Genomic DNA, 24,686 nt, shown 5'->3' with positions numbered 1-24,686 from the left:
GACTTATGAGACTGCTTCTGCTGACTATCACTTGCTTGTCTTTACTCATCTCCGGCTGCGCAAAATCAGGCGGCTCATCGAACTCAGATTCTGGTTCGGATGCCGCAGCGGCCGGCAGTAATGGTTCTTCCAAAAGCCTCTTTAGTCAATGGAACGAAGAGAACAATACTTTTCAATTGGATTTTAGATCAGCACAGTTTGGAGGGACTTCGATGGTGTACATCACCTCAGGGACCGTCGGCAGCTGCGAGTGCCAGGTTACGATTCAAGGCTCTGAGAGCGCCGGCACCATGGTCTTTTCAAGTTGTACGAACGGAAGCATTGGTTGCGTTTCGTTAAAGCCCACTGGCAACTATACGAAATCCAGCGGCGCCTTGCAGATTTGCACAAGCACCAGCTGCATTAACATGAAGTAAAGTCTAGTTCTTGCTTAGAACAACAAATCGCCGAGGATTTCGTCGCGGCGATTCAAAGAAATAGAGTAGTGGCCTTCGTCGGAAATGAATTTTAACTCGGCCTTTGGCAAAAGCTTCTGCATTTCATGGGCGTATTGGTAATGAATCACGTTGTCGGAGCTTCCGTGCCACAAAGTCACGGGGCAAGTGATTCCACTCAGCGGGAATCCCCACGCGCTTTTAATCACTTGAAGATCCACTAACAAAGCGCCCGGTCCCTGAGAGAGGGCCGTTCTGAGAGTACTCATCAGCAACGGACCAATTTCAGCGTGAGCAAAGACTTCCTGATCGGGTGCAGAGAACTCATTGTTTTCACTAAAAAGAAATTGGTCGACTTTTTCGATGCCTGATTTCCACAAGCGGCCCATCGTGTATTCCAAAACCGATTGCGGAACGAAAGTACGTAGCATCCACATGCGCACTTGAGCTGAGCTCATGTAGCGGCAGTTTTTCAAAGTCAAAGGGGCCGCACCAGCAACCGAGGTCATCTTGCGAACCCGTTCTTGCAAAAGATAAGCAACGGCCATCGCGTAAGGGGCACCACCGCTCACGGTGATGATTGAAAGCTCATCAATCCCTTTTTCATCCAAAAGGCCTTTGATCTGCTCGGCAAACTTAGATGGCGTGATATTTTTTTGCAGATCGGATAGACCATAGCCAGGGCGATCCATGGCGATCAAGCGAAAGGCACCCCATTTGGATGAAGCGGCCATCAGACCACCGTGATCGGCGCATCCGGGAAAGCCATGAACGAACAAAACCACAGGCAAATCTTCAGAACCCCACTCTTGAATGAGGAGCTTCTTTCCTGGTTCGCCATAATAGTATTTGCGGTCACATGGTCTCATCTCAACGAGCCTAGCAAACTCAATAGCCCGTGTCTTCAGCTTTGTTTAGGGCCGATAAAGAAATGGACGCCATAGGCAACCTCCCTAAGACCTTCGAATGAACTCGCTGCATTACACTCATGTAATGTGTGTGCCAGGACCATGCAAGGTCCATCCGTTACCCTTTGACCTTTACATCTTAAAGGAAAGGGCGTCTTTTGGAGACCACCCAGCAAAACTCCGATTTCGTTAATAAGCTCCCGCAAATTACTGCCGCGTTTTGGGTCATGAAAATCACTGCAACGACGCTGGGTGAAACCGGTGGCGACTGGCTTTCGATGACGATGAATATGGGCTACCTCGCAAGCACGCTGATCTTCTTTTCCATTTTCCTGATTGCTTTGGGCCTGCAGCTGGCATCGAAGAAACATCACCCTTACCTTTACTGGACTGTCATTATTGCAACAAGCACCGCCGGCACGACAATGTCGGATTATATGGATCGCACCCTTGAGCTCGGTTACACGACGGGCGCTTTGATCTTGATCAGCATCTTGTTGTCGTTGCTTGCCGCTTGGAGAATCACTGTCGGGAATGTTTCGGTTGATAATATTAAAACCCGTCAGGCCGAGATTTTTTACTGGATGACGATTCTGTTCTCGAACACGCTGGGAACAGCGCTGGGTGATTTCTTGGCGGATGATTCAGGTCTTGGTTTCTTAGGGAGTTGGATACTTATCACCACGGTCTTAGGGGTGATTCTTGCCGCGTACTACTTTACAAAAATCCCGCGCATATTGCTTTTCTGGGTTGCGTTTGTCCTGACACGTCCTTTCGGAGCGACATTTGGCGATGTGCTGACGAAGTCTCCGGATCAAGGTGGTTTGAATTTTGGACGGGGATATTCGTCACTGATTCTTTTGGCGATTCTTGTGATTGCCATTGTCATTTCTTATCGTAAAAGTTCCTCGATGGAGTTGCAGCATGAAGGTGCTTAATTTAGCAGTGTGGTTAATGGTTTCAGTTTTAGGGTGTCAATCCACGGGGAGTATGTCGCCAGACCGAGGGATGGCTTCGGTGGCTTTGACGGATGTGAGCTACTCGTTTGATGCAACGAAGGTCGAAAATTCTAAGAACTCGTTTCACTTTGTCCGCTCCTTCGTCGACTATTTTTACCTGATTTTGAAGGCGAATCAGGATGAGTTGTACATTACCAAAAACTTTTCTAAATTCGCTGGGCTCTGTGTCGGTGATGCCCACGCAGAGAACTTTGGTTTTCTCGTTCAACAGAATGGTGCTTCTAAGTTTACCGTGAACGACTTCGACGATTTTGGCCCGTGCCCTGTGGCCTATGATCTTTATCGTTTTATGATGTCGTCGACACTCTATGATTCCACTCTGGATGTCGGCCGTGTTTTTGATATGTACATGAAAGGCCTGATGGGCGAACAAGTGGCCCCTCCCCCGGTCATCCAAAACATGCTCGCGACTTCACAAAGTCGTGGTGATAGCATCAGTCCCAAGAAACTGACGGGCTCAAATCTCGTTCGCGATGATTTGACCTCTGAGGTCACTCCGCAAGTCCGCGAGGCGGTGCGAGTGGCGCTCCTGGGATTTGCACCGTCGAGCCGAATTCTTGATATCGTGAAAACGATGAAAGAAGGTGGCGGCTCGGCAGGCATGGTTCGCTATCAGGTCCTTGCTAACATCGGCGGCCAAGTCAGATACTTGGAATTCAAAGAGCAAACGCAGGCCTCGGTCTATCCGGTTGCAACCGCTCCGCTTTTGGATGCGAAGTCCAAGATTTTCACAGCCATTCGCATGGAGCAGGGGTCGCAGGCCTCGAAGCTCTATGGTTACGCCCAGGTCCTTGGCGCGGACATGTTGATCCGCCCCATCTTCTGGGGGAGTGTGGGCGTGAGCCTCGGTAGCAGCCAAGATGATGACTTTGATGCCATCTACTTTGAAGCTTACACATTGGGTCAGATCCACCGTCAGAGCGTGACGGATCTCAATGGCTATATCAAAGCCCTTCAGACCCATGATATTGAAGGCTGGAAGAGCGACGTGAACACCATGGCTCACTTTATGAGTAAGAAGTACAAGGCCGTTCGTTCAAACTAAACGTTTTTACGTTCATTACGCACACGTCACTTGAGAGAAAATAATTGCCGGAGTACATAAACTAGGATTTCCTATCTCCTATCCACTCTGGGGAGAGTCTCTGATGCGAGTATTGATAGTAGAAGACGAAGCAAAAGTTGCCCAGTTATTACTAAAAGGCTTTAGTGAGGCCGGCTATAATGCAGAGACCTCGAGTGATGGGAGTCAAGCGCTGCAGTTGGCCCTTGCCGAAGAGTATGATCTTTTCATCGTCGATGTCATGCTGCCGGGTCTTGATGGTTTTTCGCTCGTCGAAAAGCTGCGCGGTGAGGGGATCGATACGCCGGTGCTATTCTTAAGTGCCAAACGTTCCACCGAAGATCGCATCGAAGGTCTGCAAAGAGGCGGAGATGACTACATGGTGAAGCCGTTCTCGTTTTCAGAGCTGCTGCTGCGAGCGCGGTCGTTACTCCGTCGTTCCGTCAAACAAGTGGAAAGCAAAAAATTAAAATTCCAGGATCTTGAAATGGATCTTCTGAACAGAACTGTCACGCGCGGCGGATCTGAAATCGTGCTTCACCAAAAAGAATTTGCATTGCTGGAGTGCCTGATGCGGAATCAAGACCGCATTCTTTCTAAAACTCAGATTTTAGAAAAAGTTTGGAAATACGACTTTGATCCACAAACCAATGTGGTGGATGTTTTGATTTGCCGGCTGAGAAATAAAATCGATAAGGGCTTTGAGAGTAAGATCATTAAGACCATCCGCGGTGTCGGCTATGCCATCCGAAAATAAGAGACAACGTCTTTCCATTTCAGCCCGCATCGCTTTGATGTTTTCGCTGACGTTGGCTCTTGGCCTGGTCGTCGCCTTTGCCATTACTTACTTCCAGCTGCAAATGTCTTTAGAGACTTCAAACCGGGAAGTTTTGTTCGCGAAACTTCAAGAGTCGGCAACGGTTCTTTCGACCGAAGGAGTGAAGGGGCTGAAGCTCTTTCAATCGAATGAAAAGAACCGCATTGTGAATGCGCCTTTTATGATCCGAGTTTTAAATGATCTTGGCGAAACTATTTACGTGAAGCCTTCGGTCCAAGAAAAGCAATTCAACTTCGATAGCTTACTTGAAAAAGAAGCACACCCGGAAAAAATCCTCGGTTGGCATGCGCTGTCGGCGATCAACGACGAAGATAAATTTGATTTGCTCACTGAAAAAATTGACGGTGGCTATTACTTGCAAGTGGGTAAAAGCAGCGAAGATCGTGAAGACATACTTGAGAGCATCGTTCAAATTTTCGGAGTGACTGAAGTGGTCATCGCGCTTATGAGTATTGGCCTGGGGATTTGGTATGCGCGCCGTTCGCTGGCGCCGCTTAGACACTTGTTGTCGGCGATGCATGAAATTGAGCGCGGGGACCTCAGCAAACGGGTTGAGTTCGGTAAAGTTCGTGATGAGATCTACGATCTGACGGAGACTTTTAACCGGATGATCGCCCGGATCGAAAAGCTGGTTCAAGTGATGAGGGAGTCGCTGGATAATGTGGCTCATGATATTAGAACTCCTTTGACAAGAATCCGCGCCATTGCCGAGGACGCGCTGAATACGGACAATCTTGAATATCATCGAGAGGCCCTTTCTGAGTGCGCCGAAAGCTCGGCAGAAATATCCAATCTGGTAGATCAGCTGATGAGTATTTCCGAAGCTCAAGCGGGCACACTGTCTTTGAAGTATGAACTTTCTGACGTAGGCAGTCTTCTTGGCGACGTGGCGGATATTTATGAATTTGTTGCGCAAGAAAAACGAATTCATATCGCCGTTCAGTCAGTTGAAGCGGGACTGCAATGGCAGCTCGATAGAAAACGAGTCAAGCAGGTGCTAGGCAATTTGCTGGATAATGCCATTAAGTTTTCACCGGCAGATTCTAAAGTGACCATTATGGCTGAAAAAAGATCTCAAGAACTTGTTATTTCGGTCAGCGACGAAGGCCCTGGAGTTCCTGAATCGGAAATTCATAGGATCTGGGACCGTCTTTATCGCGGCGACAAGAGCCGCACAACCAAGGGTTCGGGACTGGGGCTTGCCATCGTGAAGTCCATCGTAGAGGCCCATAGCGGCCGTGTGGAAGTCTCACAAGAAAAAGGCCGTGGCTTTCAAGTTTCTGTTTTTATCCCTGATTTGAAGGCGTAATCCGCCTGTAATTCTCCTGCAATCTGAGTAGACTAGGTTAGAGTCGCGGTCCTAGCAAAGGCCGCGTTAAAAGGGGTCCTTATGTTGAGTCTTGCTTACTTGATTTTTCCTGTGATGGCCTTTGCAAAAGGTGGGGCCCCGCATAGAGAAATGCCAGTGCATGCAAAGATTCCGTCAAGCCAAGCCCTGAGAATTGCCCAAAGAGCTCAGCCGGGAAGTCTTCTATCCATGAATCTCGAAAAAGACGAAGGACATTTGGTTTACTCCGTTCAAATCATGCACCCCGACGCCAATCTTATGGAGGTGGTCGTTGATGCCGGCGACGGAAGGATTCTTTCGCTGAATAAGGTCCGCCCACAGGAGCATCAGGATCGTGCAAAATAAATAAAAGGAGTCCGTATGCAGCTCTTAAAAATTCTTACCTTCATCTCATTCGTGACTGTTTCTCAATTGACATTGGCGGCGCCCCAGAGCGGGAAGTATTTTGATCACGCGATATTTGTTCTCTTTGAAAATACCAATTACTCAACGGCGCTGGCGCAGCCATTTTTTGGAAAACTCGCGAAGTCCGGATCTAACTTTACAAACTTTTCAGCACTCACACATCCTTCTCAGGGAAATTATGTCGCTTTAACTTCAGGATCGCTCAACGGAGTGAAGGGCGATGCTCAGTATGATATTGACTCCACGAATATCATCGATCTTTTAGAGAAGAAGAACCTCACCTGGAAGGTTTATGCCGAAGATTATCCCGGAAATTGTTTTACCGGCATGTCCAGCAAAGGTTATGTACGCAGACACAATCCTTTTATCAGCTATATCAATATTCAGAAAAATCTGGCTCGCTGCGCGCGCATCGTGAATGCTTCTGATTTTGATAAAGATGTCGCCAACGGGACGTTGCCAAATTATGTGTTCTACGTTCCTAACCTTAAAAATTGTGGGCATGACACCGGTGTTGCGTACGCCGATAAGTGGTACGGGCAGAAGTTTGGTAGTTACATTAGCAATTCAAAATTTATGGAAAACACGGTTCTTATCTCGACGTTTGATGAGAGCGGTCCTGGGTTGCGTAACCAAATCTATACGAGCATTTTCGGACCCGCTGTACAGGCTGGGAATTACTCAGCGAGTTTGTCGACTTATAGTCTTTTGAAATTGATGGAAGAGAATTGGGACTTAGGCGATTTGGGCCGCGGAGATGCCACGGCAGCTTCAGTCCCTCAAATCTGGAAATGAAAGAAGGGGAGTTAGTTGGTTTGTTCTTGAACCAAACGCGCAGCGTACTCTTCGAATTTTAAATCAATCCATACCTGCAGCGAGCTATGTCCGTATTGTGGCGCATTCATTTCAGCTCTTGCCGCATCGATCGACCAGCCGTTTTTAATTCTATAAAGAGCAATAATAAGTCCCGTACGGTCTGCACCTTTCTGGCAGTGAACGTAAACGAGACCTTTGCTCTTAGCACTCTCAATACGGTCTAAAATATTTGTGACCATTTCATACGAGAGATTCAAACCGAATCTATTAATCGGTAAATACTCTACCGGAATTCCCCATGAGAGCTCTTCGCGATTTTCGTCGTCTAATTTCACAATCGTTTGAACTCCGAGATCTTGGAGCCATGAAATATTGCTTTTCGTCGGTTCAGCACCTCTGACCACAACAGCATCCACGGCATGGAAATTCTTCGGCTGAGTGCCGGCGGCAAAGACGAGCTGAAAACTGAGGAGGGTTGCTAAAAACAATGTCATTTTCATTTCTTACCTCATTGGTTGACCAAATATTAAGCTGATAGCATTACATCAAAGTTACATCCCCATTACACGGGACACGGTCAAATGAAGATATCATGGCGGTTCTTAAACCAATTCAGGATACTTCTGAAGAGAAGAAGAATCAGGATGAAGGTCGCGCTTATCAGTGCTGGAGGCGGCATCGGCAAGCGACTTGTTCGGTTTATCCGTTCTTACCGAAGAAAAATCCCCGCCGCCAATTTGTGAACCAGTCTCAAGAAAGCCTCAGGAACTCCGAAAACAGAAGAGCGGGGGATTTATGAAATTACTGAGTGGTTTGCGGTTGAAGTTGTTGTTGTTGTCGGCAGTTCCGTTGTTTTGCATGGTCATCGTGAGTGCGATTGGGATTAAGGAGTCGTCTGAAGTTGCAGAGTGGAGTCACCTGATCGGGGATCGAAACGTGCCTCAGTTGATTGGTTCTTATGAGACTCAAGTTTATTTAGTGAGTACTCTCCGTTACTTCAACGGAGTTTTTATGACCTGGGACAATCCTACTAAAAGAGATAGTTTTATTAAGCAGGCTCACGAGAGCATCAAAGGGATCGGCGATGAGCTCGATAAACTCGAGAAGATCGAAATGAGTCCTCAAGTAAAGCAGCTCTTTACAGCTTTCAAGAATGATTCAGATAAATTTGAAAATGCCGCGGAAGCGCTTTTAGCAAAAATCGAAAAGTCTTCTTTTACACCTGAAGAAAAGACGGCGCTTTTACAAGAGTTCGCCACAGGCCCGGTTTCTACTGTGAAAGAGAGCATGATTAAAACCAATGACGATTTGGTGGAGGGGCTTAAGTCCCGCATGATTGAAAGATCTAACGCGACCATTGATGCCGCTGAAAAAACCAAGATGGCTCTCTTGACGGGGCTGGCTGTTGCGCTGTTGGTGTCGATCCTGCTTTTGGTGGTTTTCTTCCGCTATATTTTCTCGACCCTGTCTTCCGTGCAAAGAGCTATGACCGAGGCCATTCAGCAGGTCAAGCTTGCTTCAGAGCATTTGACGACGGCTTCGCAAAGACTTTCAGAATCTGCGGTTGAGTCCGCAGCATCCGTAGAGGAAAGCGTGGCTTCAATGGAAGAGCTTTCAAGCATGATTCAGTTAAACGCAAAAAACTCCAGCGAAGCTGCGGAGTCTGCGCACGAAGTCCAGTCTGAAGCTGAAACCGGAGGCAAAGGAATGGACGAACTCGCGGGCCGCATGTCACAAATCCAAAATGAATCCAATAAAATGGAAGAGATCATCGCGACAATCGACGACATTGCTTTCCAAACAAACTTGCTGGCGCTCAATGCGGCAGTTGAAGCTGCTCGTGCCGGCGAGTTGGGAAAAGGCTTTGCGGTTGTTGCGGATGCCGTGAGATCTTTGGCGCAAAAGAGTGCGTTGTCAGCAAAAGAAATTGCCGACCTCATTCGCAAGTCTTCGGGCCAAGTTCAAAGTGGTGTTGATATGACCGGGCAAAGTCAAAAATCTTTCCAAAGTGTTGTGGGCTCTATCCGCAAGATCACGGATCTTAGCCGGCAAATCGCCGAGGCCAGCAGCAATCAAGCAGCAGGAATTGAGCAGGCGACCTCGGGTCTGAATCAGATTGATCAAGGGATTCAAAGCAACTCAGCCACGGCTGAGGAAGTGGCCGCCTCGTCTGAAGAATTAGGCGCGCAAGTCCGAACTTTCCAAACTACGATTTGGCAGCTCAATGAATTGATTGACGGAAAATCAGGTCGAAGTCAGCAAAGCGGCGAGGCCTAAGGGAATTCAATGCCCTCGGTTTTGAGATAGCGCTCGCCGAAGCAGTTTGAATCCGTGCAGCGCTTGAAGTTGATGCAAGCGCCGGGCTTTTTCTCTTCTTGGATTTTACGAACTTCGTCTTCATCGAAGTCTTCGGTGCCTGAACTGAGAATGCCGACGAGCTCACCCTTGCTGTTAAATAATGGCGAGCCTGAGCTTCCGGCAAAAGTGTCGGCTCGCACACGCAGATAAAAGCCACCGGCAGAATTTTGGAAAACAGAGCCTTCGTCGCGCTTTAACGGCAAACCCAGAGGGTACGAGAAGCTCAAGACGGGTTCATTCTCTTGCAGAACATCTGCGCGGCCGATCTTCACCGGCTGCGCCTGAGTCACGTCGCGATCAAGTTCAATAATCGCATAGTCCCGGGTGCTGGTGTATTCAAGTTTGATAATGCGCTTACAAGCATAGACTTCATCGCCTGTGAGTTTCAAATCCATCGCTTTGATTTGGGTGTGACCAAACGTCACGAAGCTGCCGGTGCAGAGTTTTTCTTCAGGTACGCAGTGGCCCGCGGTTAGAACCTGGCGTGGACCAATCAGAACTCCTGAGCAATGACCTAGGACATTCTGATCGAGAAATTTTTCGTCTTTACAGATCGGGTAGGCAGAACTCAGCGGGCGGGCTTCGAAATTGAAGTCGCCGTTTGCGTCCTTTTTAAGGCGGTAGTCGCGAATAAAAAGTGCCGTGGATTGGGCGAGCTGGCCGTCTTGATCAAAGGCGCCGATGTCTTCGCGCGTGTCTTCGTTCCAAATAACAGACTGATGGTCCTCCATCGGAAGAGCTTCCACAAAACCATTCTTCGGAGTGCATGCGCCAAGGAGGGCCACGGAGGCCAACAACAATGTCCATTTCATAGAGGTTTGTTATAGCAAAAACCCCGGGTCGGCGCCCCTGAATGGCAGGGGGCTTGTAAAGAAGGGAAGACTGTCTAAGAATCTGACATTAAGTCAGGCGGACTTTCTTGTCAGGATCGAATATCTCCGCATTGAGGGCGAGTTTTTCATCGCGACTTTGCTCGACAAAACGAGGCACGATACCTGTGGACACAAGGCTGCCCTTGTCTGGATCGTACTTAAAGATCTCGCGAGTGATATAAGAATCCTTATCGCGGCCACAGACCTCGAGGATCTCGACCACGCGGCGTTTGCCGTCAAAAGACCGCTCGGCCTGAACAATGAAGTTGATTGTGTTGCCGAGGTCCATCTGGATCATCGACAGCGGCGCTTCGATTCCTGAACGCAGAACCATCGATTCCATCCGGCGAAGGGCATCGGCGGCGCTATTGGCATGCACCGTGGTTAGGCTGCCTTCGTGACCCGTGTTCATCGCCATGAGCATGTCCATGGCTTCAGCGCCACGGCACTCACCAATCACAATGCGATCCGGACGCATACGAAGAGCATTCTTCAAAAGACTTTCCATCGTGATGGCAGGTTCAGAGCCCACGGCGGGTTTGGTCTCCATGCGAACAACATTTCTGACGTTGAGTTTTAATTCCGCGGTGTCTTCGATCGTGACCACGCGCTCGTGATCGCCGATGAAAGAGCTCATGACATTTAGCAACGTTGTTTTGCCGCTGCCGGTACCGCCGCTGATCACCATGTTTTGTTTGGCGTAGACCGCGCGATTTAAAAAGAAAATCGCCTTGCCATCAATCGAGCCTTTTTGAATCAGCTCTTGATAGCTCATGACGTGATCTGAAGATTTACGAATCGTAATCGTCGGGCCATCGAGGGCCACCGGTGGAACCACCAAGTGCAAGCGCGAGCCGTCGGGCAGACGAGCATCCAAGCAAGGAAAGCGGCGATTGAGTTCTTTGCCGACAGCCACTGCCAGTGCGCGCACCAAGCGCGCCAGAGCTTCGGCATTCTGAAAGCCGTGTTCGGCTTCTTGGATCATGCCATTTCTTTCGATAAAGATACGATCCCAGCGGTTCACCATGATTTCAGAAACCGTTTTATCGTTCAGATAAACTTTGATAGGTCCCGCCTCTGACTTCCAGTCAGAAGAAGTGATATCGATTGTTCCACCATTAAGCCCCGCGGGGCCGTTTTGTCCGTCGTCTTTCATGCCTAAAAAATCGGTATTTAGCCGCGCTGACTTTATAAGTTTTTGAAATATGGAGTGAAAATGAAAGCGCCTTGAGGAGCTACAATCGCTCGGCGGCAAAGGCCATAAAGGCTTTGGTCTTAAGCGGAATATCCTTCTGTACCGGAGTGAGAATGTGGATTGGGATGGCCTCTGAACTCCAGCCTTTTAGCACCTGGACCAAGCGACCACTCTGGAGAGCTTCGGAACACAAGAACTCCGGCACCAGACCTACGCCGCGGCCGAGCAGGGTGCAGTGATAGATGAACTCCGGAGAGTTCGACGAGATCGGTCCTTGCACTTTGACCTTCACATCTTGCTTTTCGCGAAGCAGGCGCCACTGATTGCGTGAGCCGGGCCGGAAACTTAAGCACGGCACGTGCGAGAGCTGTTCGGGCTTGGTGATCGGCGGCAACTTTTCTAGAAACGCCGGCGCCGCCACGGGGATCGAGACAATGCTTGAAATGCGTTTTGATTTCATCGCAGCGTCTTTGAGATTCCCGATGCGAAAAGCAATGTCGATGGATTCCTTCACCAAATCCAAGTAGGCCCCTGACAAGATCACTTCGGCTCTGACCTTGGGGTGCTTCTTAATGAACTCATCAATGAGCGGCACAACGATGTGCTTGCCGTAGTCTTCAGGCGCGGTGATGCGAAGAGTGCCACTGATTTCTTCTGCGTGCGAAGTCATTGCATTGTTCGCATTTTCCAGATCCTGAATCAGGGGAGCGCAACGGCGATAATAATCTTTGCCGGTTTCGGTGAGCTGCAACTGTCTCGTTGTGCGATAGATCAGTTGAGTGCCGAGGGATTTTTCTAGCGCGGCGAGTCTTCGGCTGATCCTCGACTTAGGTTGTTTTAGCAACTCGGCCGCTTTTGTAAAACTTCCGGTCTCTATCACCTTGGTAAATATCAATATTTGATTCAGATCGATACTCATAATTGTTGCACCTGTGAAACAGTATATCTTGATTTTGTCTCCTGCCGCAACAACATAAAGCGGCCTAGGATAGTCCATGTGAACAAGTCAACAAACTAGGAGGAATGACCTTATGAAACTCATGACACTTATCGCTCCAGCTCTTTTGATGGGCTCTATGGCAATGGCAGAAACAAAAGTTCCAGAGGGAACTTACAAACTCGATGCAGCTCACTCAAAAGTCGGCTTCGAAGTGACTCACTTGGTAGTCGCGACAGTCGAGGGTAAGTTCACTGATTTTGAAGGCACTATCAAAATTGATCCTAAATTGGATAAGTCGACATTAGATGTGTCGATTAAGGCAGCGTCAATTAACACAGATAACAAAGACCGTGACGAGCACTTGCGCAGCCCGGACTTCTTCGATGCGAAGAAATTCGAAAAGCTGACGTTTAAATCTAAGAAAGTGACTGGCACTCCAGAAGCTTTGAAGATTTCCGGTGATTTGACGATTCATGGCGTGACGAAGCCTGTGACTTTGGATGCAAAATATACCGGTAGTGTGAAAGATCCATGGGGTAACGAGCGCGTTGCTTTCCGTGCATCGACTAAAATCAACCGCAAAGACTATGGTTTGAACTGGTCTAAAGCAGTTGAAGTCGGCCCCGTTGTTGGCGACGAAGTGACTCTTGATTTGAGAGTCGAAGCTATTAAAGAAAAAGCGCAAGCTGCTAAGTAGTTTTATATTTCATTCTGAAAGGAGACCTTTATGACGAACTCAAATCGCATGCCCGTGTTATTTGCTGGCCATGGGTCTCCGATGAATGCAATAGATCACACTGAGTTTGGGGATGCCCTCCTCAGACTTGGTGGGTCCCTCCCTCGGCCAAAAGCCATTCTGGTGGTGTCTGCCCATTGGCAGACCTCCGGAACTCAAGTGGTGAGTGTCGACAAACCGCAGACGATTCATGATTTTTTCGGATTTCCAGAAAAGCTCTTTAAGACCGAGTATCCTGCACCCGGTGCGCCTGAGCTTGCGCATCGTATTCACGAACTCATGCCGACGGTGAAGCTGACAAAAGCATGGGGCTTGGATCATGGCGCGTGGTCGGTTCTCATTCATCTTTTTCCAAAAGCCGACATTCCTGTTTTGCAGTTGAGTCTGAATGAACTCTTTACTCCGGTGGAGCACTATGCGTTTGCTCAGGGTTTGAAGCGTCTTCGCGAAGAAGGGGTGATGATCATTGCCAGCGGCAATATCGTTCACAACCTGCGTGCGGTGAAATGGCATGGCGATCCATCGCCTTATGCCTGGTCTTTGAATTTTGATACGAACGTCAAAAAAGCAATCGAAGAGCGCGACGTGCAAAAGCTCATCGACTACGATAAGGTATGGCCGGAAGATGCGGCGATGTCGGTTCCGACTTCGGAGCACTACTTGCCATTGCTTTACACCATGGCCGTCACGGACAAAGAAGACACCCTCAGCTTTCCGATCGAAGGCTATCAAATGGCCGCGATTTCCATGCGAACCGCGCTGTGGAAATAATCTCGAAATGAAACAGTGCCAGGTCCTCTTTCCGGACTCGGTGCAACAAGAAACAGGGCCTGGCACCTAAAGAGTTCGACGGTGTTCGTCAGCGTTTGAACAGGTGTATATCTTTTGAAAGTGGGAACATCGTAGATTTTCTCCCATCTCGGTACGAAGTTTGAAATAGGATCTTTGTATCCAAGTTGGGAGGGAGGTTACTCACAGGTATTTAATAAATACGGCTTTAGCACGGACCCTATTTTTTCATACTTACAAGTATCCAAATAATTTTTTGGTACGAATAAGATCCCGGACCCCAGTTGGAACTAGAGTCTCCCACTGGGGATTTTTTTTGAGGATCATTTCGTGCACCTGATCCGAGTGGGTGTACACCTCAGTCTCATCACAGCCTGCGATATCGCAAACCTGACCGCTGTCTTTGAAATGCGTGTAGATATGTCTTAATGCCGGAGCAGGGAAGAAGCTCTTTGCTGTCATGCAAGTGATATCCGTCTTGTGTGGATAGACGTAGAGCTTCGTATTGGCATCCAAGAGCTTACCAAGGCCTTCAAGGATACCGCCCTGAAGATTTTTGTAGCGGGCCTCATCAAAGACGCGGTCTAAGTGAGAGGCGCCAATCACGATCGCCATAGGTTCCTGGGAGTACTGACGGATAAACGTCTTAAGCGAATAAAAATAGAAGAAGTTAGAAACCAAAACGTGCTGCCCTAAGCTGCACAGAGTTTCGATGCGGTCTAAGAAGTCTTTGGTATCCACTTCGCCGTCGGACTGTTGCAGATTTCTCATTGTCAGTTCCATCACGGAGAGGCACTGATCGTCTTTGAGGTTGAAGTCTTTTTTAAAGTGGATCAGGCCCTTGCTAAGAACATCAATGTGAGTCTTCGTGACAGGGCGGTAGGTCCCGCGCTGAATAAGCAGAGCTTTTTTGTAAGTGGCATCCGAGACGTGCAGGATCTCTTTATTCGGGCCGAAGAGAACCGCTTCAGAAAGTCCGCGGTGAACAAGTTCCAAGTTCATGAGGTGCGGATTGAAGTGTTTGAGGTCATCACCATGGAAGCGCAAAACATCGATGATGATCTGGCCTTCTTTGAGGTTATCAACGAGGCAAGGAATGAACTCTTCAGCATTGTCAGAATGATAGAAAGCCGCATCGACTAAGTTGACACCCAAAATACCGAGGGCCTCTTGTTGTTGCAGGCGATGACGGTCTTGCATGCGAACATGCAGGATGATGTCGCAGAAAGGTCCTTGGGGGCGTTTCTGGAAACGGACTCCCATCCAGCCATGGCAGTATTTTTTATTGTCATTGGCAGAGCCGGTCGCCACGGTATTGGCAAAAGCAAAGAACTGAGTTTGCGGGCCGCGCTTCGAACTCAAACGCTCGACCAGAAGGGAGTACTCGTGGCCCAGCATTTTTTCGAGACGGGATTCGCAAACATAACGGCCATGCTTTTCACGGCCATAGATCTCATCACTGAAAGTCATGTCGTAAGCGGAAATAGTTTTGGCAACAGTCTGAGAAGCTTTCCCGGCAACGAAAAAGTGTCTTGCCACTTCTTGGCCGGCACCGATCTCAGCAAAGGTTCCGTAGATCGCTGGATTCAGGTTAATTCGATGGGCCTTATTCAGAGTTGTCATTACCGGTTCACTCATCGAGATTCTCCGTCATGTTTGTGGGCGACTTTCACCCAACCAGTGATGGCGAGGCTCATGGCCTTTTCCGCCGGCATATCGATTTCAGTGATCTTTGAACGCGACACCAGCATCGTGTAACCACCCAAGCCGTAGCTGAGCGGAACAAACACCGCCACGCGGTCATTCAGATGGCCGTTGACTTGAATATCGCTAAAGTCATCGCGGGTTACAAGCCCCAGCATCTTGATGTCGCCGACATCGACCAGCACAACGCTCTTCATTTCTTTAGAGCCATTATGCGAGAACAAGTTCATCACGTCCTTGAGCGGAGAGTAGATCGCCTTAATAAAGGGCACCTTCATCAGCTGTCTTTCAATATTTCCGAAGAAGCTGGCTGTCAGGATATTGTTAAGCAGAAGACCCAACAGGAAAATAAACACAATCGTGAGTAACAAACCAATCCCTGGAACATACAGAGACGGGAAGAAGCGCTGGATGGTTGTGCCCAGCATGCTTTCCATGATCACAATACCGGCGTAGATGATGTAAATCGTGACGGCGATAGGCAAGAAGGTGAAAAGACCCTTAAGGAAGATCTGACGGAGTGTTTTGAGGAAGTGATTCATATTGAAACCATTCTATTAGAGTCTCATTTTGATTGGTAGCTCAAAGCGAATTGGTGTGGACATAGGTAAACATTTTGAGATTTCCACACCCATCCCAGTTTGAGGCTAAAAGGCCCTAAAGCCCTCCCGACCATTGTCCGATAAATATCTATCATCAAGGGAGCATGAGTGGATAGTCATTCGGCAATGCTTACAACGATATTTGCGTTTTTTGTCGGCCTTTCTATGGCCAATGCCCAATCTTCTGGTCCGGAAGCGGTCCCGGGAGAGTATATCGTGAAGTTCAAACCGATGGCGGCGCCCTCGGGTGCACTCAATAAGGTCTCTAATAAAATCAACATGAAGGGCTCCTTTCCGCAGATGAACATGGTTCATATCTCGTTGAAGGGCGGAACGGGAGATACGACTTCGATTGAGGAGCTCTCAAACGATCCAGATGTTGAGTATATTGAGCCTAACTTTGTCTTTAAGAAATCAGACTTCGATGACCGTGCGGGCCTCGGTGCCCCTGACAAGGTTTACGAAGCCGGTGAAGTTCAAGCGTTAGATCAAGTGTCGGCTTCGTCGACGAGCTATTCTCAAAACGGCGCTCAAACGAAAGTTGCTGAAGCTTGGGCCATCGAATCGTCTTCGTCAACCTACCGTCCGATCGTAGCAATCGTCGATACGGGCCTTGATAAGAATCATCCGGTGTTCCAGAACTCAAATGCATTGTGGGTGAATACTCGCGAAGCTTTGAACGGCGTAGACGACGACTATAACGGTTATATCGATGACATCAACGGCTGGAATTTCATCAGCAATTCGCCGGACTTCTATGATGACGACGGTCATGGTACCCACGTGGCTGGTATTATCGTTGGAACGAGTCTCAATATCTTCGCGCCGACAATTACCGAAACTGCGAAAATGCGCATCATGCCTTTGAAATTCCTCGATGCAAACGGCTCGGGCACCACTTCAAATGCCATCCGCGCGATTTACTATGCCGTGAATAACGGTGCGCGCGTGATCAACAACTCTTGGGGTGGTTCGTCTTATAGCCGCGCCCTCCATGAAGCTCTGACTTTTGCTTACTCAAACCGTATGTTCATTGCAACAGCGGCGGGTAATAACGGCAAGAACAACGATTCTGTTTCGATGTATCCGGCAAACTATGACGTTCCTTCAAACGTATCTGTGGCTGCGACCACGGATTATGACTACTTGGCAAGCTTCTCAAACTTCGGTTCTCGCTCAGTCCAAATTGCCAGCCCAGGGGTTTTGATCTTGAGTACATTGCCGAATAACCGTACGGGCACTATGTCCGGTACAAGTATGGCAACTCCATTTGTCGCGGGGATGGCAGCTCTTGCCATGCGCGAGGCTCCGTTCCTCACGGGCTATCAAATTAAAGACATCATGCTGGCGAAGGCGACCGCGATTTCAAGCTTGCTTGGAAAAGTTTCGACTTCAGCTCGCATTAACTCTTACAACCTCATCGTTGAGGCCAAAGCTCAAGCCAATGTGCAGGCAAGTCAGCCGGATTATTCTCCGGTTTACCAAGCCGATGCCCGTGGTCTAGCGTCGGAAGCGACTCCGCCTAAAGCGGGTTGCGGGATGGTTTCAACGGCTTTGTTGAAGGGCCCGGGCAATAATAAAGACGGCTTCAGCGGCGCCGGCATTCTTGCGGGCTTGCTGATGATTCCATTGATCGTGTGGACTGTTCTCAGACAGCGCGCGATGGAAAAACAAAAAGCGGCAGATCCAGCAGGCCGTCGTAAGTTCGAGCGCTTCAAAATGGATTCCGACATCCGACTCATGGTCGGAGACCGCGAGCTTTCCGGTTCACTCAAAACGATCTCCCTCGGTGGTGCGTCGTTCAGTGCCGACGAGGCCCTCGAAAAAGGCGGAATTATCACTATGAAGATCGCAAGCCCAGATGGCCGAGATCTCGTCGAGGTCACAGGTCAAGTCGTGTGGAGCGAAGCGAACCAGTCTTACGGGGTTCAGTTCGCGGGTGCCGAGCAGTCAACTCTGGCTATGATCCAGAAATGGACTGCAGGTTTGATGAAGGTATAATCAGCCTCTAACCACAGAGTGAAATAACACCAAAAACCGGAGTCGAAAGACTCCGGTTTTTTTATTGCGCCTGCCAGAGTGCGCATCTTAAAAGATGCTAAAAGTTTTGACGATTTCCTGTGACATGCGATTTGAAAATGCATCTTTGATGCCAATCGGTGCTCGGTGCTGACGACGAGGTCTAGGTCTGCGAAAATGTTGCCTGTTTAGGAACGCTCCTAGTGGTCATGAAGGAGCAAAGTTCTTGCTCGAGATTGCGTGCAACATAACGAAGATCATAAAAAGTGTTGTAACCTTGGTGATCGTCATTGTTTGCGCAAAAAACTCAAAATTTCACAATGAGAATACTCAGTCTTTCTCAAGACTTGATATGTTGACACGACGATGTCCGGATGGACCCATCTTTGCATTGCTTAGATTTGACTAGGTCTACGGGGGACGTCCATGGTTCAAATTAAAACACTCACGCTACTTTTTGGCTTAACAGCTTTGATGACGACAACGGCGTGCTCTAAACTCACTTTCCTTGGGCAGGATGTCGCCTGTAAAGCTCCAGATACTTCAGCGAAGTTCGGGTTGAATGATGGTCCTATCATTCTTTATCCAACCATTGATACAGTTGCGACCAATACAGTTGTTGTCACAGGTAGCTGTGTAACTGGCGTTCCGGTAGATATTAAAGAGGGCATGGAAGGTGCCCCAACAACGGTGGCTTGTAATGCCGGTAGTTTCTCAACGACTTACACGCTTTCAAGCGGTGATGGTCAAAAAGACCTCGTAGTAACTCAGAAAACTGCAAGCGATGGAACAGATGTTGTCGACCGTCTTTGCGTTCAAAAAGATACAACACCTCCAGCAGTTAAAATCACTAACGGCGCTTCTTCTTTAGCGACCAACGTTGTGACCTCTGTCATCAACGGAACTTGTGAAACAGGTTTGCCTGTTTTGATTTATGGTCCTGGTATCGTAACTCCAATTTCTACGGACTGTGAAAACGGTCAATTCAGCGCCACAATTCAAACAAGCAGCGGCGATGGTACTAAAGACATCATCGCCGGCCAAATCGACCGCGCCGGTAACCAAGGTAAAGATTCAACAGCGATGAGCATTGATACAACTCCGCCAGCTGTTAAAATCACCTCTGCAATTCCTGCAATTACAAATCTTTCTGCTATGACCGTTTCCGGTACTTGTGAATCCGGTTTGCCAGTGGGACTCGGGGAGTTCCGTTCAGGCCTTGCTCCGGATGTGCCTTGTACAAATGGAACCTTCACAGCCAGCATTCCTATGCCGGGTGCGGATGGTCCGGTAAAACTCCAAGTTTACCAAGTCGACCTTGCCGGCAATTTCGGTCTTGATTCCAAAAATACAATCAAAGATACAATCGCTCCAAAAGTGACAATCACTTCACCTTTGGCAAATGCTTACTTGCCTGCAAACAGCACCTTCTCTGGAGCGTGTGAAACAGGTATTAACGTGGTCTTGTCTGGCTCTGTCTTGAGTGCCGCTAAAACAGTGGCTTGCTCAAGCGGTGCTTGGACTCTGACAACAGCAATCACTTCAGGTCAAGGGACTAAGACTCTTGTCGCAACTCAAACAGATGCTGCCGGTAACGTCGGTACTGCAAACCAAAATTACATGGTTGATACAATCGCTCCGGTGTTGGCTTTCACAAGCCCGGCTGCCGGTACTTATGTGGGCTCTTCTTTCACAGTCACTGGGACTTGTGAAGCGGGTCTGATGGTTCAGCTCTCTGGCGGCGGAATCTTGCCGACAGCGACGGCGACTTGTGCTGCGGGTACATTCTCTGCAATGGTGACGACTTCTCCGCTTGATGGCAACAAAGAGGTCATCGCATCGCAAACGGATGCTGCCGGTAACACCGGTTCTACATCACGCACATTCTTGCGCGATACATTGCCGCCAAAATTGACTATTGCTTCTCCGGCCAACGGCACGATTGTCAATACCTCTGTGACTTTGACAGGTGCGTGTGAGGCGGGTCTGACTATCAATTTCACGGGCGCAGGCATTGCCAATGCAGGTTCTGTGGTTTGTAGCTCGGGCGGTACTTATACAATCACTCTTGCTTTGAGTGCCGGTGACGGTGCTAAGGCAGTAAATGCAAAAGAAGTGGATGCTGCTGGCAACGTTTCGACAGCGGATGGCTCTTATTTGCGTGACTCAACACCTCCAGTGGTGAAATTCACTTCGCCAGATGCAGGCACAACAGGCCAATCAGGTCTTGATGTAGCCGGTACTTGTGAAGCGGGCTTGAATGTGACCCTGTCAGGAACAGGGGTTTCAGCAAATGTTGTGACTCCATGCTCTGCTCAAGGTACTTTCGCAGCTTCGATCGTGTTCAGCACGGGCAGCGGTAATAAACCAGTGACGGCTTCACAAACTGACTTGGCAGGTAACACGGGTTCTGATTCTAGAACTTTCGTGAGCGATACAACTCCACCAACAGTGACAATCACTTCGCCTGCGGCAAATACATACTTGCCAACGAACTTCACAGTTCAAGGTGCTTGTGAAACGGGTTTAAATGTCGTTGTTGGCGGTGCGGGTCTTGCGGCTGAAGTGACCGTGACATGTCCTTCTGGTTCATACTCTGCCAACGTGACTGTTTCTAATGGCGACGGCACGAAAGTAGTCACTGCGAAGCAGACAGATGGCGCCGGTAATACAGCGACAGCTTCTAAAACATATCTCCGTGATACAACACCCCCAGTATTGACTATCACAAACCCAGCTAACGGAACTACCGGCCGTACAGGTCTTACGATTACTGGTACATGTGAAACAGGTCTGACTGTGAATTTCTCAGGCTCTGGCGTTGCAAGTGCGTCTTCGACGACTTGTGTGAACGGGACTTACTCTTCAACCATCACTTTCAGCGACAACGACGGTGCTAAAACAGTTGTTGTGACTGAGACAGACGGTGCGGGGAACAGCACTCAAGTGACTGGTAACTATAATAAAGATGCGACTCCTCCAGCAGTGGCGATCACAGCTCCCGCTGAAGGCACTGTGGCTAAAGACGGTCTCAATGTCAGTGGTACTTGTGAAACGGGCTTGAACGTGACACTTGCGGGCTCAGGTGTTGCGACTCCTGTTGTGGTGGCTTGCGCGAGCGGTGTCTTCGCAGGTGATATCCTATTCACTGCGGGTAGCGGCACTAAAGCGGTCACAGCAACTCAAACGGATGCTGTTGGCAACGTTGGTACAAGTTCACGTAACTTTGTTCGTGATATAGATCCACCAATCGTCACAATCACTTCACCAGCGGCTAACAGCTATGTGGGCGCAAGCTTCGTAGTTCAAGGTGCTTGTGAAACGGGTTTCAACGTTGTGTTGGCTGGTGCCGGCCTTGCAAGCCCAGTGACAGTGGCTTGTACAAGCAGTGCATACTCTGCAAACGTCAGCGCGTCTTCAGGCGACGGCGCTAAAGTAGTCACAGCAACTCAAACAGACGCTGCCGGTAACGTGGGTCAAGCCTCTCGCAGCTTTATGCGCGATACTGCAGCGCCTGTTATCACTATCACTGATCCAGTTCCAGGCACTGCAGTTCCAATTGCAGTGACTTTGAAAGGAACTTGCGAAACGGGTCTGACAGTCTCTCTCACTGGCGACATCACAAGCACCAGCGGCGCTTGTACGGCGGGTGCGTTCTCAATTGGGGTGACTTTCACAGCCGGACTTGGCACGAAGTCTATCACAGCGAAACAAACAGACGCTGCGGGTAACGTCGGTCAAGTGACTGCGACTTATAGACGTGAATCTGATGGTGCTTCTGAAACATTCATCAGTGACGCTTCTTTCGGTAAGATCGATATCTTGTTCATCGATGATAACTCGGCTTCAATGGATCCTAAGCAGGCTTCATTGGGTACGAAGTTCTCAGGCTTTGCAACAGAGTTGAAATCCATCGATTGGCAGATCGGTATTACGACAACGGATTGCAGTACAGGTCCTTACGGTATCTGCGGTTCATTGCTGACAATGACTGGTTTCAATAGCAAGATTTTGACTCCGTCAGTACCGAACTACAGCACTGTGTTTAACAACTCGATCCAGCGTCCAGAGACTGCGGGTTGCTTGAATACAGGGACTTGCCCATCGGGTGCGAGTGAACCGTTACTTTCTGCGACGACGGCCATGAATAAGTTCAACTCAGATAATAACGGATTCTTCCGTCAGGATTCGGATCTTGCCATCGTGATTCTCAGTGACGCCGATGAAAGACAAACGGGTGGTGCGACTTATAAAGACCGTCCGGCTCAGTTGGTATCTGCGTTTAATAACAACTGGGGCACTACTGGCAAAAAGTTGAAGGTTTATAGCATTATCGTGAAACCAGGCGATTCGACTTGTCTTGATACAATGCGAGTCGGCAGCGGTGGTTTCAGCTTCTACGGCGATTTGATCGACCAGACGGTGAACCTCACGGGTGGTTTCAGCACAAGTATCTGTGCGCCGGACTACTCTGTAACGCTTAAGAGCATCGGGGAGAGCGTAAGAACGCTTACAAACTCCGTGGAGCTCGCTCATACGCCGGTGGCTGGCTCCGTTCAGGTGACTTTCACACCAGCTCAAACGATCGGTTATACAGTCATTGGCAATAAGGTCGTATTCGATGCGCCTCCTTCAGTGGGCACAGAGATCAAAGTCGACTACCAATACTAATACCTAATATATAGAGGCGGGCTTTGGATCTCTCCAGGGGCCCGTTCTCACTCTGAGACATACCTATATTCGTCACTGCTACCGGGAAAAACCGTTTTTGGCCCGGCAGTTGTCATTTGTTTAGACAAAGTAAGCAACTTTATGTGGAATTAAGCTGGAAAGCGCCCGGAATGTCCCGGTGGCACCCCCCTTGCTCTGTACTTCTATCGTAACGGTTAGTAACGGTAGGAGGCCAAAAATGAGAGGCACACAAAGCTTCGGACTTTCAAATGTATTCATGATCATCGGTTTTGCTTTAAGCATGATCGGTTGCGCAAAGGGCGGTTCAGACGCTCAATCCACACAAGTCATTGATGACGCCAGCGTCGCAGGAGTCGTTAGCGAAACGAAAACTGTTAGCAGCAGAATCAAACACACTTGCAAGCAGAATTCAGAGAAATGTTTCACAGACACTTATACAGTAGCTTCAAACCCTACTGGTAAAGTAGACGTTCTTTTCGTACTTCAAACTTCAGACTCTATCGCTGAACAAAGAGCCTTCATCGCTTCAGAAATTGATGCTTTCGTTCAAACATTGCCGCCAACAGCTGACTTTAATATCGCTGTGATGCTTTCACACGGTAGCACTTCAAGCTGGTCAGGCCGCTTGTACCGCGCAGCTTCTGAGCCCATCGTTTTGAAATCTTCTGAATTGTCTAATGCTGACATCCAAACTTACTTGTCTCAAAAGCTGACTCAAGTAGTTGCTGATCCAGATTCTGGTGGCGGTGAAGAGGGCATGTTCTCACTCTTCAACGGTATCACGACTCCAGCATTGCTTTCTGAATCACAAGGTCTTGGTTTCTTCCGCGCTGACGCTGCTCTTGGAGTTGTGTTCATCGGGGACCGCCGTGACATCTGTGCTGCAATCCCAGCAGGTGTTCCAGCTGAAACAGATCCAGTTAAAATCGACGCTCGCATCCGTGACTGTGAAGGTTTGACGGCTGCAGGTTTGACAAATCGTCTGCATGTGTTGAAGGGTTCACAAGACTTGCAAGTTTCTGCAATCACTTATGTTGATTCTCCGGCTCCAGCAGGTAAAGAAATCGGTTACGGTTACATCGACATGGTAGCTTTGAGCCCAGGTGTTGCAATCGACATCGCTCACGATGATATCTCTGACGGTTTGGCTTCCATCGCGGAGTTGGCTGGTCAAGGTTCTTCAATCCAGACTCAGTTCGAATTGACTCACGATAATGTGGATCCAAGCACTGTAAAAGTAACTGTTAACGGCGTCGCTGCAACGTTCACAATCGAAGGTAACGTAGTCACAGTCACTAGCCCGATCCCTGCAGGTGCAACAGTCGTGATCGACTACTGCTTGAAGGGTAAAGCGAAGTGCCACGGTCACCACCACAATCACCGCAAATGCCGCCCACTTCACTGGTGGAAGAACTGCTGGCAGTACAAAGGTGGCAAATGGTGCTACAAGTGGAACTACAGCGACTGCAACCAACAACAAAACAACAACGGTGGCAAGTACAACACAAAAAATCCGTACAAGTACAACACAGGTAAGAGCAACTACAAATACAACATCTGGTAATCACAGCGCCTGAAACAATCGAAAAACAATCCAAAGAACCCGCATCGAAAGACGCGGGTTTTTTATTTCCCTCCAGAGCGACACCGCGAAAAGCGACGCTATCCGAAATACGAATTATTTAAATTAGCATTGACGTGATTTTTGCGTGGGTGGCTTCGGTTGTGGCGCGAGATTACGTGCGGGTCCTTGTGTTTTTATTTCTGTAAGAGATCTCTGCGGGGCGAAGGTATTACGCGCTCTCGCGAGTGATTTGAATTGCGTTAGGTTTGCGCTTGGGAATTCACTCTAAAAAATCGTGTTATAAGTTTCTCTGATTTTGTGGAGAGGGATTTTCTTTTCTGTGGTTTGCGGTGAGGTGTGCATGCTCGCCCAGTCGCTTGATTA

At 48.8% G+C, this 24,686-nt stretch carries 20 protein-coding genes; 13 read left to right on the top strand and 7 right to left on the bottom strand.

The window, feature by feature from the left end:
- Positions 1–5: 5 nt before the first annotated feature.
- A complete protein-coding gene (locus JSU04_05800; GenBank protein MBS1969798.1) occupies positions 6–416 on the top strand; it encodes a hypothetical protein in 411 nt (136 codons plus the stop codon).
- A gap of 14 nt (positions 417–430) precedes the next feature.
- Here JSU04_05800 and JSU04_05795 read toward each other — a convergent pair whose 3' ends face one another.
- On the bottom strand, positions 431–1,303 hold the full coding sequence (locus tag JSU04_05795) for an alpha/beta hydrolase (protein MBS1969797.1): 873 nt from the start codon (positions 1,301–1,303) through the stop codon (positions 431–433).
- A gap of 266 nt (positions 1,304–1,569) precedes the next feature.
- Here JSU04_05795 and JSU04_05790 point away from each other — a divergent pair, with 266 nt between their 5' ends.
- From JSU04_05790 to JSU04_05765, 6 genes are all read left to right on the top strand, one after another.
- Complete coding sequence (locus JSU04_05790; GenBank protein ID MBS1969796.1) at positions 1,570–2,280, top strand: hypothetical protein; 711 nt, start codon at positions 1,570–1,572, stop codon at positions 2,278–2,280.
- Positions 2,281–2,332: 52 nt separating this feature from the next.
- A complete protein-coding gene (locus tag JSU04_05785) occupies positions 2,333–3,406 on the top strand; it encodes a DUF2252 family protein (protein ID MBS1969795.1) in 1,074 nt (357 codons plus the stop codon).
- Between the two features lie 103 nt (positions 3,407–3,509).
- On the top strand, positions 3,510–4,181 hold the full coding sequence (locus JSU04_05780; GenBank protein ID MBS1969794.1) for a response regulator transcription factor: 672 nt from the start codon (positions 3,510–3,512) through the stop codon (positions 4,179–4,181).
- The gene (locus JSU04_05775) at positions 4,165–5,571 is read left to right on the top strand and encodes a HAMP domain-containing protein (GenBank protein ID MBS1969793.1); all 1,407 of its coding nucleotides are present in this window, start codon (positions 4,165–4,167) and stop codon (positions 5,569–5,571) included. The genes JSU04_05780 and JSU04_05775 overlap by 17 nt, the downstream gene beginning before the upstream one ends.
- Before the next feature lie 81 nt (positions 5,572–5,652).
- On the top strand, positions 5,653–5,955 hold the full coding sequence (locus tag JSU04_05770) for a PepSY domain-containing protein (GenBank protein MBS1969792.1): 303 nt from the start codon (positions 5,653–5,655) through the stop codon (positions 5,953–5,955).
- Between the two features lie 15 nt (positions 5,956–5,970).
- Positions 5,971–6,810 (top strand): hypothetical protein, encoded by an 840-nt coding sequence (locus JSU04_05765; GenBank protein MBS1969791.1) that lies wholly within the window; start codon positions 5,971–5,973, stop codon positions 6,808–6,810.
- 11 nt (positions 6,811–6,821) lie between these two features.
- Here the strand turns inward: JSU04_05765 and JSU04_05760 are convergent, their stop codons facing one another.
- The gene (locus JSU04_05760) at positions 6,822–7,331 is read right to left on the bottom strand and encodes a dual specificity protein phosphatase family protein (GenBank protein MBS1969790.1); all 510 of its coding nucleotides are present in this window, start codon (positions 7,329–7,331) and stop codon (positions 6,822–6,824) included.
- Positions 7,332–7,626: 295 nt separating this feature from the next.
- On the opposite strand from JSU04_05760, the gene JSU04_05755 reads away from it, so the two are divergent.
- Positions 7,627–9,108, top strand: a complete 1,482-nt coding sequence (locus JSU04_05755; protein ID MBS1969789.1) for a methyl-accepting chemotaxis protein — start codon at positions 7,627–7,629, stop codon at positions 9,106–9,108.
- On the opposite strand, the gene JSU04_05750 is transcribed toward JSU04_05755, so the two are convergent.
- The 3 genes from JSU04_05750 to JSU04_05740 form a co-directional block, all read right to left on the bottom strand.
- On the bottom strand, positions 9,105–10,001 hold the full coding sequence (locus JSU04_05750; GenBank protein ID MBS1969788.1) for a trypsin-like peptidase domain-containing protein: 897 nt from the start codon (positions 9,999–10,001) through the stop codon (positions 9,105–9,107). The genes JSU04_05755 and JSU04_05750 overlap by 4 nt on opposite strands.
- Before the next feature lie 88 nt (positions 10,002–10,089).
- Positions 10,090–11,217: a CpaF family protein gene (locus tag JSU04_05745; protein ID MBS1969787.1), complete on the bottom strand. Its 1,128-nt coding sequence runs from the start codon at positions 11,215–11,217 to the stop codon at positions 10,090–10,092.
- Positions 11,218–11,296: 79 nt separating this feature from the next.
- Positions 11,297–12,175 carry a LysR family transcriptional regulator gene (locus JSU04_05740; protein MBS1969786.1) on the bottom strand — a complete coding sequence of 293 codons (879 nt, stop codon included), beginning with the start codon at positions 12,173–12,175 and terminating at the stop codon, positions 11,297–11,299.
- A 112-nt stretch (positions 12,176–12,287) separates the two neighbouring features.
- Between JSU04_05740 and JSU04_05735 the strand changes: the two genes are divergently transcribed.
- Complete coding sequence (locus JSU04_05735; protein ID MBS1969785.1) at positions 12,288–12,893, top strand: YceI family protein; 606 nt, start codon at positions 12,288–12,290, stop codon at positions 12,891–12,893.
- Positions 12,894–12,941: 48 nt separating this feature from the next.
- Complete coding sequence (ygiD, locus tag JSU04_05730) at positions 12,942–13,703, top strand: 4,5-DOPA dioxygenase extradiol (GenBank protein ID MBS1969784.1); 762 nt, start codon at positions 12,942–12,944, stop codon at positions 13,701–13,703.
- A gap of 252 nt (positions 13,704–13,955) precedes the next feature.
- Here the strand turns inward: ygiD and JSU04_05725 are convergent, their stop codons facing one another.
- On the bottom strand, positions 13,956–15,359 hold the full coding sequence (locus JSU04_05725; GenBank protein ID MBS1969783.1) for a hypothetical protein: 1,404 nt from the start codon (positions 15,357–15,359) through the stop codon (positions 13,956–13,958).
- Positions 15,356–15,967, bottom strand: coding sequence for a DUF502 domain-containing protein (locus JSU04_05720; GenBank protein MBS1969782.1), 612 nt, complete (start codon positions 15,965–15,967; stop codon positions 15,356–15,358). The genes JSU04_05725 and JSU04_05720 overlap by 4 nt, the downstream gene beginning before the upstream one ends.
- A gap of 186 nt (positions 15,968–16,153) precedes the next feature.
- Here JSU04_05720 and JSU04_05715 point away from each other — a divergent pair, with 186 nt between their 5' ends.
- The 3 genes from JSU04_05715 (at position 16,154) to JSU04_05705 (ending at position 24,302) form a co-directional block, all read left to right on the top strand.
- A complete protein-coding gene (locus JSU04_05715) occupies positions 16,154–18,028 on the top strand; it encodes a S8 family serine peptidase (protein ID MBS1969781.1) in 1,875 nt (624 codons plus the stop codon).
- Between the two features lie 444 nt (positions 18,029–18,472).
- On the top strand, positions 18,473–22,717 hold the full coding sequence (locus tag JSU04_05710; GenBank protein MBS1969780.1) for a hypothetical protein: 4,245 nt from the start codon (positions 18,473–18,475) through the stop codon (positions 22,715–22,717).
- Positions 22,718–22,955: 238 nt separating this feature from the next.
- A complete protein-coding gene (locus JSU04_05705; GenBank protein MBS1969779.1) occupies positions 22,956–24,302 on the top strand; it encodes a hypothetical protein in 1,347 nt (448 codons plus the stop codon).
- The last annotated feature ends 384 nt before the right edge of the window (positions 24,303–24,686 follow it).

Source organism: Bdellovibrionales bacterium (assembly GCA_018266295.1).
In the GTDB taxonomy this organism is placed as follows: domain Bacteria; phylum Bdellovibrionota; class Bdellovibrionia; order Bdellovibrionales; family Bdellovibrionaceae; genus JACMRP01.
This window is presented reverse-complemented; position numbering and strand designations above follow the sequence as displayed.